10 protein-coding genes are annotated in these 14736 nt (G+C 72.6%); 7 read left to right on the top strand and 3 right to left on the bottom strand.

The genetic code is table 11. From position 1 onward, the window contains the following. Positions 1 to 7: 7 nt before the first annotated feature. The gene (locus ACYU96_RS04505) at positions 8 to 1966 is read right to left on the bottom strand and encodes an acyltransferase family protein (RefSeq protein ID WP_460749459.1); all 1959 of its coding nucleotides are present in this window, start codon (positions 1964 to 1966) and stop codon (positions 8 to 10) included. Positions 1967 to 2020: 54 nt separating this feature from the next. Further along, complete coding sequence (locus ACYU96_RS04500) at positions 2021 to 4207, bottom strand: alpha-galactosidase (protein ID WP_460749456.1); 2187 nt, start codon at positions 4205 to 4207, stop codon at positions 2021 to 2023. 82 nt (positions 4208 to 4289) lie between these two features. On the opposite strand from ACYU96_RS04500, the gene ACYU96_RS04495 reads away from it, so the two are divergent. The 7 genes from ACYU96_RS04495 (at position 4290) to purH (ending at position 14126) form a co-directional block, all read left to right on the top strand. Continuing rightward, positions 4290 to 5567, top strand: a complete 1278-nt coding sequence (locus tag ACYU96_RS04495) for an AGE family epimerase/isomerase (protein WP_460749454.1) — start codon at positions 4290 to 4292, stop codon at positions 5565 to 5567. 225 nt (positions 5568 to 5792) lie between these two features. After that, complete coding sequence (sucC, locus tag ACYU96_RS04490; protein WP_460749451.1) at positions 5793 to 6962, top strand: ADP-forming succinate--CoA ligase subunit beta; 1170 nt, start codon at positions 5793 to 5795, stop codon at positions 6960 to 6962. A gap of 41 nt (positions 6963 to 7003) precedes the next feature. After that, positions 7004 to 7900, top strand: coding sequence for a succinate--CoA ligase subunit alpha (gene sucD, locus ACYU96_RS04485; protein ID WP_460749448.1), 897 nt, complete (start codon positions 7004 to 7006; stop codon positions 7898 to 7900). Positions 7901 to 8169: 269 nt separating this feature from the next. Further along, positions 8170 to 9696 (top strand): cell division protein PerM, encoded by a 1527-nt coding sequence (locus ACYU96_RS04480; protein WP_460749445.1) that lies wholly within the window; start codon positions 8170 to 8172, stop codon positions 9694 to 9696. A 9-nt stretch (positions 9697 to 9705) separates the two neighbouring features. Then, positions 9706 to 10350 (top strand): phosphoribosylglycinamide formyltransferase, encoded by a 645-nt coding sequence (gene purN, locus ACYU96_RS04475; RefSeq protein ID WP_460749443.1) that lies wholly within the window; start codon positions 9706 to 9708, stop codon positions 10348 to 10350. A 208-nt stretch (positions 10351 to 10558) separates the two neighbouring features. Next, entirely contained in the window at positions 10559 to 12268 is a 1710-nt protein-coding gene (locus tag ACYU96_RS04470) for a BCCT family transporter (RefSeq protein WP_460749440.1), read from the top strand. Positions 12269 to 12494: 226 nt separating this feature from the next. Beyond that, complete coding sequence (purH, locus tag ACYU96_RS04465) at positions 12495 to 14126, top strand: bifunctional phosphoribosylaminoimidazolecarboxamide formyltransferase/IMP cyclohydrolase (protein WP_460749438.1); 1632 nt, start codon at positions 12495 to 12497, stop codon at positions 14124 to 14126. Between the two features lie 76 nt (positions 14127 to 14202). On the opposite strand, the gene ACYU96_RS04460 is transcribed toward purH, so the two are convergent. Then, positions 14203 to 14649, bottom strand: coding sequence for a DUF3017 domain-containing protein (locus ACYU96_RS04460; protein ID WP_460749435.1), 447 nt, complete (start codon positions 14647 to 14649; stop codon positions 14203 to 14205). Between the last annotated feature and the right edge of the window lie 87 nt (positions 14650 to 14736).

Raw genomic sequence — 14736 nt, 5'->3', positions numbered from 1 at the left:
CCGACCGCTACGCTGCCCGCTCCTCCAGCTCGTCGAAGGCTGCCTGGAGGTGGTCCGCGTAGACCGCGATGCCCTCCATGTTCGGGTGGGTCTCGTCCGCGTGCAGCAGCTCCGGCCGCTCGGCGCAGACCGCGTTCCAGTCCACGACGACGACGTTGTCCCGCCCCGCGGCGATCTTCTCGAGGCGCTCGTTCGCGTCGGGCACCCAGTAGGAGATGCCGACCGTGTTCACCAGGACCACCTGCCGGTCCGGCCCGATCAGCTCCAGCGTCCGCAGCGCCGCGTCGACGGACCCGTTCTCCTGGAACCCGGCGTTGGTGCCGAAGTTGAGGACGACGACGTCGCGCAGCGTGCCCTTCTTCTTCGCCGTCCGCACGAGCTGCGGCGCGTGGGACCACTGGCGGTTGGGCTCGGCGTCGACGACGGCCCGGGGCCACCGGGCGAGGACGGCGGGCACGGCGGCGGCGAGCACCGAGTCCCCGAACCCGGAGACGTGCTTCCCCTTTCCGGCCCCCGGCGCCGTCGGTCCGGCGGCGGAGTCCTTGCCGCCTTCCGGGTCGGGCTCCGCGGGGTGCTCCGGCTCCGTGCCGGCCTGCACGGCGGTGGCCTGCGCGGCCATGCCCGCCTCGACGGCCTCCTGCGCGCCGGACATCTGCGGCGCCGTCGCGACCGCCGTCGTCGTCCCCGCGATGGCCAGCACGGCGACGCCGGCGGCGATCCGCGCCGGCCACGGACGTGCGTCCGGCATCCGGGCCGCGAGCCGCGCCGACAGCGCCCGGGCCGCGCCGCGGAAGCCGAGCCGCCGCACGGGCGTCTCCACGAACCGGTACGACGCGGCGGACACGGCCAGCGTCACGGCGACGGTGACGGCGTCGCCCGCCCACTGCTGCCAGGTGCCGGGCCGGACCGCGACGCCCGCGTTCGCGACGGCGGCCTCGAGCACCAGCAGGACCGGCCAGTGCCACAGGTAGATCCCGTACGAACGCTCCCCGATCCAGCGCAGGGGTGCCAGCTCCATCAGCGCCGTCAGCCACTGCACGCCCGACGCGCACGCCAGCACGAGCACCAGCGACAGCAGCGAGGCGAGCAGGAGTCCGCCCGGGTAGGTCAGCGGGTTGTCGCTGCGCAGCAGCGCGCAGAGTGCGAGCAGACCGGCGAGCGCGAGCGGCGGGAGCACCCGGGCCCACATCCCGTGCAGCAACGGGCGGGCGCGTGCCCAGCGCAGGGTGACGGCCGCGCCGAGGAGCAGCCCGAACGCGTGGGTGTCGGTGCCGTAGTAGACGCGGGTGGGGTCGTCGCCGGCGGAGTAGAGCAGCACCATGCCGCCGGCGGAGACCGCCGCTGCTGCGAGCAGGATCCGCAGCCGTCGGCGCCCGGACCGCACGGCGAGCAGCAGGACCATCAGGAGCACGGGCCAGAGCAGGTAGAACTGTTCCTCGATGGCCAGGGACCACAGGGGGCGCAGCAGCTCGGGGGCGGTCTCGTCGAAGTAGGTGGTCCCGGCGGAGATCTCCAGCCAGTTGGTGCTGAACGTGACCGCGCCGAGCACCTGCCGGCCGATACCGACCGTGAGGTCAGGCTCCACCAGCCGGGCCGCGGGGATGGACACGAGCAGCACCAGCAGCAGCGCGGGCAGGAGTCGCCGGGCGCGCCGGGCCCAGAAGCGCGGTAGCTGGACCCAGCTCGTGGAGCTGATCTCGCGCAGCAGCAGGGTGGTGATCAGGAACCCGCTGACGACGAAGAAGACGTCCACCCCGAGAAACCCACCCGGAACCCACCCCGGTTCGAGGTGGTATCCGACGACGGCGAGCACGGCGAGCGCACGCAGCCCGTCGAGCCCCGGGATGCGTGGCCCGAAGGCGGGACCGCGCGCGCGGCCCGCCCGGGGCTCCGCCGGGTCCGGGCGTACGTGGTCCCGCGCCGGTCGTGAGACGGCGGTCCCGGTGTCGGCGGTCACATGGGGCACACGTGGACGCTACCGGATGCACCTACCCAACTGGGATTACTCGCTCACGACGCGTCAGACCGCCGTCACGTGCAGGGTCAGGGCCTGCAGCGGCCACAGGTGCGGGAGCTGCAGCCCCACGCGGGTCAGAACCGTCCCGGGGAGTTCCGCCTCGTCCTTGCTGCCCAGCCACGTCGGCGTGCCGGCGCCGGAGTTCCACCGCGCCGGCCCGGCCTCGTCGCGGACCCGGATGGTGTAGCGCCGGCCCGGGTCGAGGCCGGGCAGCGTGACCCGCTCCGGGCGGGCGTCGACCAGGGACCCGACGGTCGCCACGGTGAACACCGCCTCCGAGAGGTCCTGCGCGACGACGCCCCGCACCCGCAGCGCGGGGTCCACGGGGTCGCCGTGCACCACGGTCCCCGAGTGCAGCAGCCCGCGCAGCTCCCTGTACAGCGCCGCGTACGCGGTGATGGCCTCGGTCTCGTCGGGCGTGCACTCCAGGATGTCCCACTCGAACCCGGAGTGTCCCTGCAGCGCCGTCGCCACGCGGTACGACAGGTCGGTCGCCCGCCCCGACGAGTGCGCCGGCGACGGGCCGACGTGCGCCCCGATCAGCTCCGGTGGGAGCACCAGCTCGGTCCAGCGCTGGATGTCCTGCCGTTCGGCCGGGTCGTTCGAGTCGGACGCCCACACCCGGTCCGTCCGGGCGAGGATCCCGAGGTCGGTCCGGGCCCCGCCGGACGAGCAGGACTCGATCTCCAGGCCGGGGTGGTCGGCCTTGAGCCGGTCGATCAGCCGGTACGCGGCCAGGGTCTGCTCGTGCGTCCCGTGCCGCAGGGTGCCGGGGGCCGCCCCGGTGCCGCCGCCCCCGTGCACCGCCTCCACGAGGTCCCGGTTGTGGTCCCACTTCACGAAGTCGATCCCGAGCCCGCCGATCAGCGCCGACATCTGGCCTCGTACGTGGTCCCACGCCCCGGGGTGCGCCAGGTCGAGCACGTACTGCTGCCGGAACGACAGCCCGTCCGGCGACGGCACCGACGCGGGGTTCCCCAGGATCCACTCCGGGTGTGCCCGTGCGACGTCCGAGTCCAGGTTCACCATCTCCGGCTCGAACCACAGCCCGAACTGCATGCCGAGCCCGTGCACCACGTCCGCGAGGGGCTCGAGCCCCTCCGGCCACACGGCCGGGTCCACCACCCAGTCGCCGAGCCCGCGGGTGTCGTCCCGCCGGTCGTGGAACCAGCCGTCGTCGAGCACGAACCGTTCGACGCCGACGGCGGCCGCGGCGCGCGCCAGCGCGGTGACCCGCTCCGGGTCGTGCTCGAAGTACACCGCCTCCCAGGTGTTCAGCACGAGCGGCCGCGCGCCGGCCGGATGCTGCTCGCGGGCCCGCAGCCAGTCGTGAAAGCGGCCGGACAGACCGTCCAGGCCTGCGTCGGACCAGGCGAAGTAGGCGACCGGCGCCTCGTAGGTCTCGCCGTCCGCCAGGCGCACCTCGGCCGGCCGGAGCAGCTCGCCGGCACCGAGGAGGGTGGTGTGCTCGGACATCCGGTCCGTGCGGTGCACGACGTCGGCCGACCATCCCAGGTGGACCGCCCACGCCTGGCCGGTCCGGTTCCGGGGCTCGCCGGCCGAGGCGATGCTCACCCACGGCGCGTCGTGCCCGCCGCGCCCCCGACGGCTCACCTGGGTCGTCGCGCCGGTCGGCATCGGGGCCGTGACCGGCGACTTCTCGCGCGCCCAGCGGCCGGTGAAGCCGGTCAGGCGGTCGGCGTCCCGGGGCACGGGGAGCGTCGCGTCGAGGTGGTCCACGCTCACGATGCCCTCGCCCGTGTTCGTGAGCGTGTGTGCGACGGTCACGAGGCCGCCGTGCCCGACGGCCACGGTGGTGCGCAGCTCGAGGCCGTCCGACGTCGCGGTGAGGCGGAGCGAGACGTCGTCGTCGGCCCGGTCGGTCACGGTCCAGCGCGGGAACAGCGGCGCGCCGTCGCGCAGCAGCAGCGTGCCGGGCCTGCCCGACCAGCCGTCCGCGTCCTGCGGCAGCAGTGGGACGCGGCGACCGGCGTCGAGCGTGCCGGGCGCGGTCTGCGGGTTCGTCGCCGCGTCCAGGGCGGCGCAGTCCGCGGTGGAGAGCGGCCCGAGGTCGGCGCCCCAGTGCAGCACGGACGGCAGGCCTTCGCCCGGGTGGGTGAGGACGATCGCCACGCCGTCGTGACGGAGGACTGTCCAGGACGGGGGCTCCGAGGAGAAGATTCGAGTCATCGCATCCATTCTCCCTATGACAGCGGTGTCGTGTAGCGTTTAATATCGTAGTAGGTTCGTCCTCGTGACCCCGTGGATCGAATTGCCCTCACATCGCGCCTGGCTCGACGCGGAGTCCCGGCGCCTCCTCTCGTTCGGCCTGCGTACCGGCCTGCCCGACGGCGGTGCCGCCTACCTGGACGACGACGGTCGCCCCGACCACGCCCACGGCGTCCAGACGTGGATCACCTGCCGGACCGTGCACGTCTACTCCCTGGGCGCGCTGCTGGGCGTCCCGGGGTGCGGCCCCGTGGCGGACGCCGCGCTCGCCGGTCTCACCGGGCCCCTCCGGGACGCCGACCACGGCGGCTGGTTCCACGCGCTGGGCCCGGACGGCGTCCCGGACGCCGCCGCCGGCAAGTCCTGCTACGACCACGCCTTCGTCATGCTCGCCGCGTCCTCCGCGGCGCTCGCCGGGCGGACCGGGGGAGCGGAGCTGCTCGCCGAGGCGGCACGCGTCTACGTCGAGAAGTTCTGGGACGACGACGCCGGCCGCCCCGTCGACACCTGGGACGTGGCGTTCGCGACCCGCGACGACTACCGCGGGCTCAACGCGACCATGCACTCGGTGGAGGCGATGCTCGCCGTCGCCGACGCGGTGGACGCGCTCAGCGCGCCCGGCGGGTCCGGGACCGGCGTCGTCCCGGCGTTCCACGGGGACGGCGCGGCGTGGCGGGCGCGTGCCGCGCGGTGCGTCGCCTTCGTGGCCGACCTCGCAGAGGGGTACGACGGGCGGCTGCCCGAGCACTTCGGGCCGGACTGGACGCCGGACCTCGAGCTGAACCGCGACCAGCCGGACGACCAGTTCAAGCCCTACGGCGCGACGCCCGGCCACGGCCTGGAGTGGTCGCGGCTCATCCTGCACCTGGAGGCCGCGACCGGCGAGGACGCCGGGCTGGTGCGGACCGCGACCCGGCTGTTCGACCGCGCCGTCGAGGACGCCTGGGCGGCCGACGGCGCCGACGGCCTCGTCTACACCACGGACTGGGACGGCAAGCCGGTGGTGCGCACGCGGATGCACTGGGTGATCGCCGAGGGGATCGGCGCGGCCGCGGCGCTGCACGCACGGACCGGCGAGGCGCGCTTCGCCGAGTGGTACGCGCGCTGGTGGGACTACGCGGAGCAGTACCTCATCGACCGCCGGCGGGGCTCGTGGCGCCACGAGCTCGACCCGGAGAACCGCGCGGCGGCCACGGTCTGGCCGGGCAAGCCGGACCTCTACCACGCGTTCCAGGTCACGCTCCTGCCGATCCTCCCGCTGGCACCGAGCCTGGCGGCGACCCTCCACGCCACAGGGCATGATCGCGGTGCGGGCGTGTGACGCGATCCGCACGTTGTGAACTTATGTAGGCGAGCCAACAGGGCTACCCTGTAGCGGGATGTCTTGACGTCGAGACACTGGCCGGAACCGATGAGCGGCCCTCGACCGTGAGGCACACGCCGTCGGTCATCCGCTGCGTTTCCACTCGACCAGGGACATCTGCCTAGCAGGCCCCTGCGATCGTGCCGCGTGACGGGGGCGAGACCGATGGAAGGACGCAGCAGGGTGGACCTGTTCGAATATCAGGCGCGCGACATCTTCGAGAAGCACGGTGTCCCCGTGCTGGGCGGAGTCGTCGCGACGACTCCGCAGGAGGCTCGCGAAGGCGCCGAGAAGCTCGGCGGGGGAACCGTCGTCGTCAAGGCCCAGGTGAAGGTCGGAGGCCGCGGTAAGGCCGGCGGCGTGAAGCTGGCCCACTCGCCCGAGGAGGCGGAGGCCCGGGCCACCGACATCCTCGGTATGGACATCAAGGGGCACGAGGTCCACCGCGTGATGATCGCGCAGGGCGCGAAGATCGCCGAGGAGTTCTACTTCTCGATCCTCCTGGACCGCGCGAACCGCAACTATCTTGCGATGTGCTCGGTCGAGGGCGGCGTGGAGATCGAGCAGCTCGCCGTCGAGCGTCCCGAGGCCCTCGCCAAGATCGCCATCGACCCGCTGACCGGCATCGACGAGGTCAAGGCCGCTGAGATCGTGGAAGCCGCAGGCTTCCCCGAGGAGATCAGGGGCGCCGTCGCGGAGACCATCCAGACGCTGTGGACGGTCTTCGAGAAGGAGGACGCCACGCTCGTCGAGGTGAACCCGCTCGTCAAGACCGAGGACGGCGCGATCATCGCGCTGGACGGCAAGGTCACCCTCGACGAGAACGCCTCCGAGGTGCGCCACCCCGAGCACGCGGAGCTCGAGGACAAGGCCGCCACGGACCCGCTGGAGGCCAAGGCCAAGGCGAACAACCTGAACTACGTCAAGCTCGACGGCGAGGTCGGCATCATCGGCAACGGCGCGGGCCTGGTCATGTCGACGCTCGACGTCGTCGCGTACGCCGGCGAGAAGCACGGCGCCGTGAAGCCCGCCAACTTCCTCGACATCGGCGGTGGCGCCAACGCCGAGGTCATGGCGAACGGTCTGGACGTCATCCTCGGCGACGAGCAGGTCAAGGCCGTGTTCGTGAACGTGTTCGGTGGCATCACCGCGTGCGACGAGGTCGCCAAGGGCATCGTCGGTGCGCTGGACCTGCTGGGCGACCACGCGACGAAGCCGCTCGTGGTGCGCCTCGACGGCAACAACGTGGACCTGGGCCGCGAGATCCTCGCCACGCGCAACCACCCGCTGGTCACCCTGGCCGACACCATGGACGGCGGCGCCGACAAGGCTGCCGAGCTGGCCAACGCCTGAGCACCCCCGCCGACGCCACAGAGAGCAGAGACTGAACTGACATGTCCATCTACCTGAACAAGGACAGCAAGATCATCGTCCAGGGCATCACCGGCGGCATGGGTGCCAAGCACACCGCCCTGATGCTCGACTCCGGCGCCTCGATCGTGGGCGGCGTGAACGCCCGCAAGGCCGGCACGACGGTGCAGCACACGGACCACGAGGGCAACGACGTCACCCTCCCGGTGTTCGGCACGGTCAAGGAGGCCATCGCCGAGACCGGCGCCGACGTGTCGGTGCTGTTCGTGCCGCCGGCGTTCACCAAGGACGCCGCCATCGAGGCCATCGACGCGGGCATGCCGCTGATCGTCGTCATCACCGAGGGCGTGCCCGTGCAGGACTCGGCGGAGGTCTTCGCCTACCTGCAGGGCAAGGAGACCCGGATGATCGGCCCGAACTGCCCGGGCATCATCACGCCGGGCGAGTCGCTCGCCGGCATCACGCCGCACACCATCACGGGCAAGGGGCCGATCGGTCTCGTGTCGAAGTCCGGCACGCTGACCTACCAGATGATGTACGAGCTGGGTGACCTCGGCTTCTCGACCGCCATCGGCATCGGCGGCGACCCGGTCATCGGCACCACGCACATCGACGCGCTCGAGGCCTTCGAGAACGACCCGGAGACCAAGGCGATCGTGATGATCGGCGAGATCGGCGGCGACGCCGAGGAGCGTGCCGCCGCGTACATCAAGGAGCACGTCACCAAGCCGGTGGTCGGCTACGTCGCGGGCTTCACCGCCCCCGAGGGCAAGACCATGGGCCACGCGGGCGCCATCGTGTCCGGCTCCGCCGGCACCGCGGCCGCCAAGAAGGAGGCCCTGGAGGCCGTGGGCGTCAAGGTCGGCAAGACCCCGTCCGAGACCGCTGACCTCATGCGAGGAATCCTCGGCGCCCTCTGAGGCCCGTTCGGCGATCCTGACGCCGGGCCGGCCGGTCACTCGCGGCCGGCCGGCCCGGCGTTCGGTCTCTTCGTGAGTGATCGGCAGTTCAAACTGCCGATCACTCACGAAGAGACCGAACGCTCACGGGACGACCGATCGCTCAACGGGCGCCTACCGTCCGGGTTCGGGGTCGGTGGGTGGTTTGTTCTTGGCGTCCGAGCGCACGGCCGCCGACGCGCCGGGGCGGTTGGTCCGGGGGACGCACCGGGGCGAGCGAGTATGGGGCGGTGAGTGCACCAACCCGGGGCCGTGCCGGTGCCCGCCCCCGCCCGGCTCTCCGGTCTCGTTCGGACGTCCGTCCTGTTCCCGACGCACGCTCGCGCGCGTCCGGCCGCCCGCGCACGGTCGACGACGAAGTCGGTCCCGCCTCCCCGGTCGCCGGGCCCGCGGCCGACACCATCGCCGGAGTCCTCGCCGCCGTCCAGGCGTTCCTGCTGTCCATGGCCGTGGTGGTGCTTCCCGCGCTCGTCGCGTACCTCGTCGCCACGGCGTCCGCCACCGGGGCCGACGACGGCGTGCGCTGGCGCACGCCCATCGAGGTGGCCCTGGGGATCTGGCTGCTGGGTCACGGCGTGCCGGTGACGGCGTCGGGCATGACGTTCACGCTCGTGCCGCTCGGCCTCACCCTCCTCGCGCTGTTCGCTTGCTACGTCACCGCCCGGCACGCCGCGCGGGCGTCCCTGCGCACGTGGGCGGCGGCGACCTGCAGCTACGCCGCGGGAGCGACAGCGGTGGCCGTCGTCGCCCCGAGCATCGCCGCGTGGTCCGTCCTCGCGGCCCCGGTGGCGGGCACGCTGGTGGGCGGCGTGGGGTTCGGGCTCGGCGTGCTCGCGCGCCAGGACGGGCCCGCCCCGGCCGAGCTGGGCGAGCGGTTCGACGGTCTCGTCCGCGGCTGGTGCCCGCCCACGCTACGGCTCGGGGCGCGGGCCGGGCTGGTCGCGACGGCGTCGCTCGGTGGCCTCGCCGCGCTCATGGTGGGCGTGTGGGGAGTGGCCGGCCGGGCGACGTCGTCGGACATCATCCGTGCGCTCGACCCGGGCTGGGGCGGCGGGATCGCGCTCGCGATCGCGCAGCTCGTGCTGCTGCCCGACCTCGTCCTGTGGGCGGTGGCGTGGTTCAGCGGCGCGGGGTTCGCCGTCGGGACCGGGACCAGCTTCACACCCGGCGGCGTGGACTCCGGGCCGCTGCCCGCCCTGCCGCTGCTCGCGGCGCTGCCGGGTCAGGACTGGACGGGCGATCTCGGCTGGCTGGTACCGCTGGCCGTGGTGGGCTGCGGTGCTGTGGCGGGCTGGTTCGCATGGCGGCGGCTGGAGCCCAGCCTGCTGCGGTGGCGCGATGTCGCGCTCGTGCTGGGCGGGCTCGCCGGTACGGCCGGGCTGGTGGTGGGGGTGCTCCAGGAGGCGGCGTCGGGGGCCGTGGGCACCTCGCGCATGTCCGACGTCGGCGCGACCGCATGGCTGGTCGGCCTCCTCGTCGCGGGCGAGGTGCTGCTGGGCGCGGTGCTCGTCGTGCTGCCGCCGTACCTCCGGACGCGGGAGGTCCGCTCGGGTGAGAGCGGTTCGCGTGCCACGGGCTCGCGTGCCACCGGTCTGGCCGAGCTCCTGATGCCGGGACGGCGGAACGGTCCGGCAACCGATGATCCCGGCCCTGACGACCCCGCTCGCGAGGATCTCGCCCGCGACGATCCTGGCCGCGACGATCCTGGCCGCGACCGCCCCGCCCGGGGCGACGCCTTAGGGGCCGCGGAATCGTAGGCTCTTGCCGTGCAGACTCCGTCCGGCCACTCCGTCGAATCCAGCTCCGCGAAGCGTCTCGTCGTGCTCGCCTCGGGTGGGGGGTCCAACCTCGCCGCGCTCCTCGCCGCCCACGACGACCCCGCCTACGGCGCCAGGGTGGTGGGCGTGGTCACCGACCGCCCCGGCGCCGGCGCGCTCGATCTCGCGCACGACGCCGGGGTCCCGTCCGCCGTCGTCACCATGAAGGACTTCGACGACCGCGCCGCCTGGAACGAGGGTGTCGCCGAGGCGGTGCGCGTCTTCCGGCCGGACTGGCTGGTGCTTGCCGGGTTCATGAAGATCCTCGCGCCCGAGTTCCTGCGCCGCTTCGAGGGGCGGACCGTGAACACGCACCCGGCGCTGCTGCCGTCGTTCCCCGGCGCGCACGGGGTGCGCGACGCTCTCGCGCACGGGGTCAAGGTCACCGGCTGCACGGTGCACCTCGTGGACGACGGCGTCGACACCGGCCCGATCCTGGCCCAGGTGGCCGTGCCGGTGCACGACGGCGACGACGAGCCCACCCTGCACGAGCGCATCAAGGTCGCCGAGCGGTCCCTGCTGGTCGAGACCGTGGGACGGATCGCGCGCGAGGGCCTGTTCGTGGCCGGGCGCCACGCGACGATCGGGAGATGACCTCGGGGTCCCCGGATGACCCCTCTGGGACCAGGGACCTGTCCGGGTGCCGTCGTTCGGTAAGGAGGTGCGCCGACAGGGTCGGATCGGGTCACGTCTTGATCAAGATTGCCTCGGGCGGTGTGCGGAGAAGTCGTGAAAGAAGATCTTCTCGTTACGGTGAGGACCGATTGGTCAGAGTGATTCTCGAGAGCTAGGAAAGGTCGTAATGTCAGTCGACCAGCAGGTGTCCGACACCGATGCGCCCAAGGTGCCTGATCGGAAGAGGCTGATCACCGCCCCCAGAGTCTTCTACCCGGCGGCCGGACTGCTGGTGCTGTTCGTCGTGGCCACGGCGCTCTTCCCGGAGTGGATGGGGAGCTGGATCAGCGCTGCCAACGACAGCGTCGTCGCCGAGCTCGGCTGGTGGTACATCGGTGTCGTCGCGTTCTTCGTCTTCTTCTCGCTCTGGCTCGCGGTCTCGCCGATGGGCGCCATCGTGCTCGCCAAGGACGACGACGACGAGCCAGACTTCGCGCTCGGCTCCTGGTTCGCGATGCTCTTCGCGGCCGGCATGGGCATCGGTCTCGTCTACTGGGGCGTGGCCGAGCCGCTGAGCCACTACGCGTCGGTGCCCCCGGGCGAACCGGGTGCGACGGCGGACCTGGCGGCGAAGTCCGCCATGAACGTCACATTCCTGCACTGGGGCCTGCACGCCTGGGCGATCTACGTCGTCGTCGGCCTCGCCATCGCGTACTCGGTGCACCGCCGGGGCAACCCGATCTCCATCCGCTGGGCGCTCTACCCGCTGCTGGGTGACCGGATCAAGGGCTTCTGGGGCGATGTCATCGACGTCATCGCCATCCTCGGCACGCTGTTCGGTGTGGCGACGTCGCTCGGTATCGGGGTCAGCCAGATCGGTGCCGGTCTGGGCTACCTCGGAGTCGTCCCGCTCGACGAGGCGGGGAACCCCGCCACGTGGCTGCTCGTCGGCCTGATCATCGTCATCACGGCGATCGCGCTGGTCTCGGTCGTGACGGGCGTGGACAAGGGCATCAAGTGGCTGTCGAACCTCAACATGGGGCTCGCGATCGCACTGGTCGTCTTCATCCTCGTGGTGGGTCCGACGGTGTTCATCTTCAGCGACTTCCTCACGCAGATCGGCTCGTACCTGACGAACTTCTTCGCCCTGACCTTCAACGCCCGTCCGTTCACCGCGGAGGGCAAGGAGTGGCTCGGGGGCTGGACCACCTACTACTGGGGCTGGTGGATGAGCTGGGCGCCCTTCGTGGGCGTGTTCATCGCGCGCATCTCCAAGGGCCGCACGGTCCGGGAGTTCGTCTTCGGCGTGCTGCTGGTGCCGACCATCGTCACGTTCCTGTGGTTCTCCGTGCTGGGCGGCAGCGGTCTGTACCGCGAGCTGTTCGGCGAGGGCGGCATCGTCGACGCCGACGGCGTGGTGAACACCAACACCGCGCTGTTCCAGCTCCTCGACGGCTTCCCGCTCTCCGCGGTGACGAGCACCATCGCCGTGATCCTCATCGTGGTGTTCTTCGTGACGAGCTCCGACTCGGGGTCGTTCGTGGTCGACATGCTCGCCTCCGGCGGCGACCCGAACCCGCCGGTGTGGAGCCGCGCGTTCTGGGCCGCGATGGAGGGCACGATCGCCGCCGTGCTGCTGTGGGTCGGGCTCCGGGCCGCGGAGGCCGGACTGGACGTCAGTCCGCTGGGCGCGTTGCAGACCATGGCGATCCTGCTGGCGCTGCCGTTCAGCATCGTGATGCTCATGATGTGCTTCGCCACGGCGAGAGCCCTCCTGCGGGAGAACCGGCTCCGCGAGCGCGAGCAGCGCCGCTGGTACGCCGGCCAGATCGCGAAGGACATCTACGACATGGAGAACGACCGGAGCAAGACCAAGGGCAGGGGCAGGGGCAGGTAGCCCGTCACCCCGCCCGGCACCGCCGTCGAACCGCGCAGCTCCGTGGTTCGACGGCGGTCCGGCGTGCGGGGGGGCGGTAGGGTTCAGGGTGGTCGTGACTGGCGAGGGTGGGGCATACCACCGGGGAGCGGCCCTGGTCCGCTGAGCGGGCCCTGACCCGCTGATGCGCGCCGCCCGCCTGGGTGCCAGGGTTGTGCCGATCCCCGTTCGGATGAGGAGACCCGTTATGTCCGGCGCCCCGACCGCCCCCGATGCCCAGCTCGCCGACGACGCGCAGCACCCCGTGCGCCGCGCCCTGCTGAGCGTGTACGACAAGACCGGCCTGGTGGAGCTCGCCACCGCGCTCCACGGCGCGGGCGTCGAGCTGGTCTCCACCGGCTCCACCGCCCAGCGCGTCGCCGACGCCGGCGTGCCGGTCACCCGAGTCGAGGAGCTCACCGGCTTCCCCGAGTGCCTGGAGGGCCGGGTCAAGACGCTGCACCCGCGCGTGCACGCCGGCATCCTCGCCGACACCCGCAAGCAGGACCACCTCGACCAGCTCGCCGACCTGGACATCGCGCCGTTCGAGCTCGTCGTCGTCAACCTCTACCCGTTCGCCCGGACCGTGGACTCGGGCGCCGAGCCGGACGCCGTCGTCGAGCAGATCGACATCGGCGGGCCGTCGATGGTGCGCGCCGCCGCGAAGAACCACCCCAGCGTCGCCGTCGTCGTCGACCCCTCGCGGTACGGCGACGTCGCCGCCGCGGTCGCCGCCGGCGGCTTCACCCTCGCCCAGCGCAAGGCGCTCGCGGCCGCGGCGTTCGCGCACACCGCGGACTACGACGTCGCCGTGGCGGAGTGGTTCGCCCGGAGCGACGACGCTCCCGGAGCCGACGCCGGGTGGCCCGCCTTCGCGGGACGTACCTGGACGCTGACCACGCCGCTGCGGTACGGCGAGAACCCGCACCAGAACGCCGCGCTCTACGGCGACGGGACCGGTGGCCTGGCGGGTGCGGAGCAGCTGGGCGGCAAGGAGATGTCGTACAACAACTACCAGGACACGGATGCCGCCTGGCGTGCTGCCTGGGACCACGCCGAGCCCGCGGTGGCGATCATCAAGCACGCGAACCCGTGCGGGATCGCGGTGGGATCGGACGTGGCCGAGGCGCACCGCAGGGCGCACGCGACAGACCCCGTCTCCGCGTTCGGCGGTGTGATCGCGGCGAACCGTCCGGTCTCGGTCGCTCTGGCGGAGCAGGTCGTCGAGGTGTTCACCGAGGTGATCATCGCCCCCGGCTACGAGGACGGCGCGGCTGACGTGCTGCGGCGCAAGAAGAACCTGCGGATCCTGGCGTGCGCGCAGCCCGGTGAGCGCGAGCGCGGAGCGGGGCCGGCGCCGATGGAGCTGCGGCCGGTGAGCGGCGGAGTGCTGGTGCAGGAGCGGGACGTGTTCCAGGCCGACGGCGACGACGTGGCGTCCTGGAGCCTGGCGGTCGGCGAGGCCGCGGACGAGGCGACCCTCGCCGACCTCGCGTTCGCGTGGCGGGCCGTGCGGGCCGCGAAGTCGAACGCGATCCTGCTCGCTGCCGGCGGAGCGGCCGTCGGGATCGGGATGGGGCAGGTGAACCGGGTGGACTCCTGCCGGCTCGCGGTGGAGCGGGCCAACACGCTCAGCGAGGGCGCGGAGCGGGCCCGGGGCGCCGTGGCGGCGTCGGACGCGTTCTTCCCGTTCGCCGACGGGCTGCAGGTGCTGCTCGACGCGGGCGTGCGGGCCGTGGTGCAGCCCGGCGGGTCGATCCGGGACGAGGAGGTCGTCGAAGCGGCCCGGGCCGCGGGGATCACCATGTACTTCACGGGGACGCGGCACTTCGCGCACTGACCAGGGGGTGGCCGCCGGGCCGCGGGGGCGGCGGCCACCCCGGCGGGATGGGCCGGGCTGCGCCGGAGCGCAGGGCTCAGTCGATCGGTGCGACCACGGCCAGCACGCCGATCAGCACGGCGGTGGTCATGTACATGACGACGTCGAGGCTCCGGGTGCGGACTGCCAGCCCGGCCGGGCCCGGGCCACGCAGCACGGCGCGGAACGTCCCGGCCACTGCGAGCGTCACGGCGATCCCGAGGGAGCCCGCGCGTCCCCCGACCACGAGGCCGAGGAGCAGCGAGAGCGCGACCCCGCCGAGCAGCCACCAGACCGCGCGGGTTCTCCGGCGCGACGGGTGCTCCGCATCCAAGGGATCCTCCTGCGCGAGACGACTCTCGGCACGCTCGGGTGAGGACGTGCTGTCGTTCCAGCCTGCCTCGTCCGCGGGCTGTCGCCAGTCAGGCACGTCGAGCGTCGCCGTGCCGGTCCCGGTGCGCCCGGTCCGGGAACCGCCGTCGATAGAGGTCCTGCTGAGATTCACGCGCCGAAGCCTACCGGCGAACCGGAGTGCTCCGGTCCCCTCCGTGACCATCCTGCAACCACCTGTGTGGCCGGTGCCGATACCGTG

The organism is Myceligenerans cantabricum (assembly GCF_054777735.1).
Note: the sequence above shows the minus strand (reverse complement) of the source record. Positions and strands in the feature narration are given on the sequence as shown.

What these genes read in the sequence shown, in the direction of transcription:
- ACYU96_RS04500 (WP_460749456.1), bottom strand. Translation starts at nt 4,207, where the DNA reads ATGACTCGAATCTTCTCCTCGGAGCCCCCGTCCTGGACAGTCCTCCGT.
- sucD (WP_460749448.1), top strand. Translation starts at nt 7,004, where the DNA reads ATGTCCATCTACCTGAACAAGGACAGCAAGATCATCGTCCAGGGCATC.
- ACYU96_RS04470 (WP_460749440.1), top strand. Translation starts at nt 10,559, where the DNA reads ATGTCAGTCGACCAGCAGGTGTCCGACACCGATGCGCCCAAGGTGCCT.
- purH (WP_460749438.1), top strand. Translation starts at nt 12,495, where the DNA reads ATGTCCGGCGCCCCGACCGCCCCCGATGCCCAGCTCGCCGACGACGCG.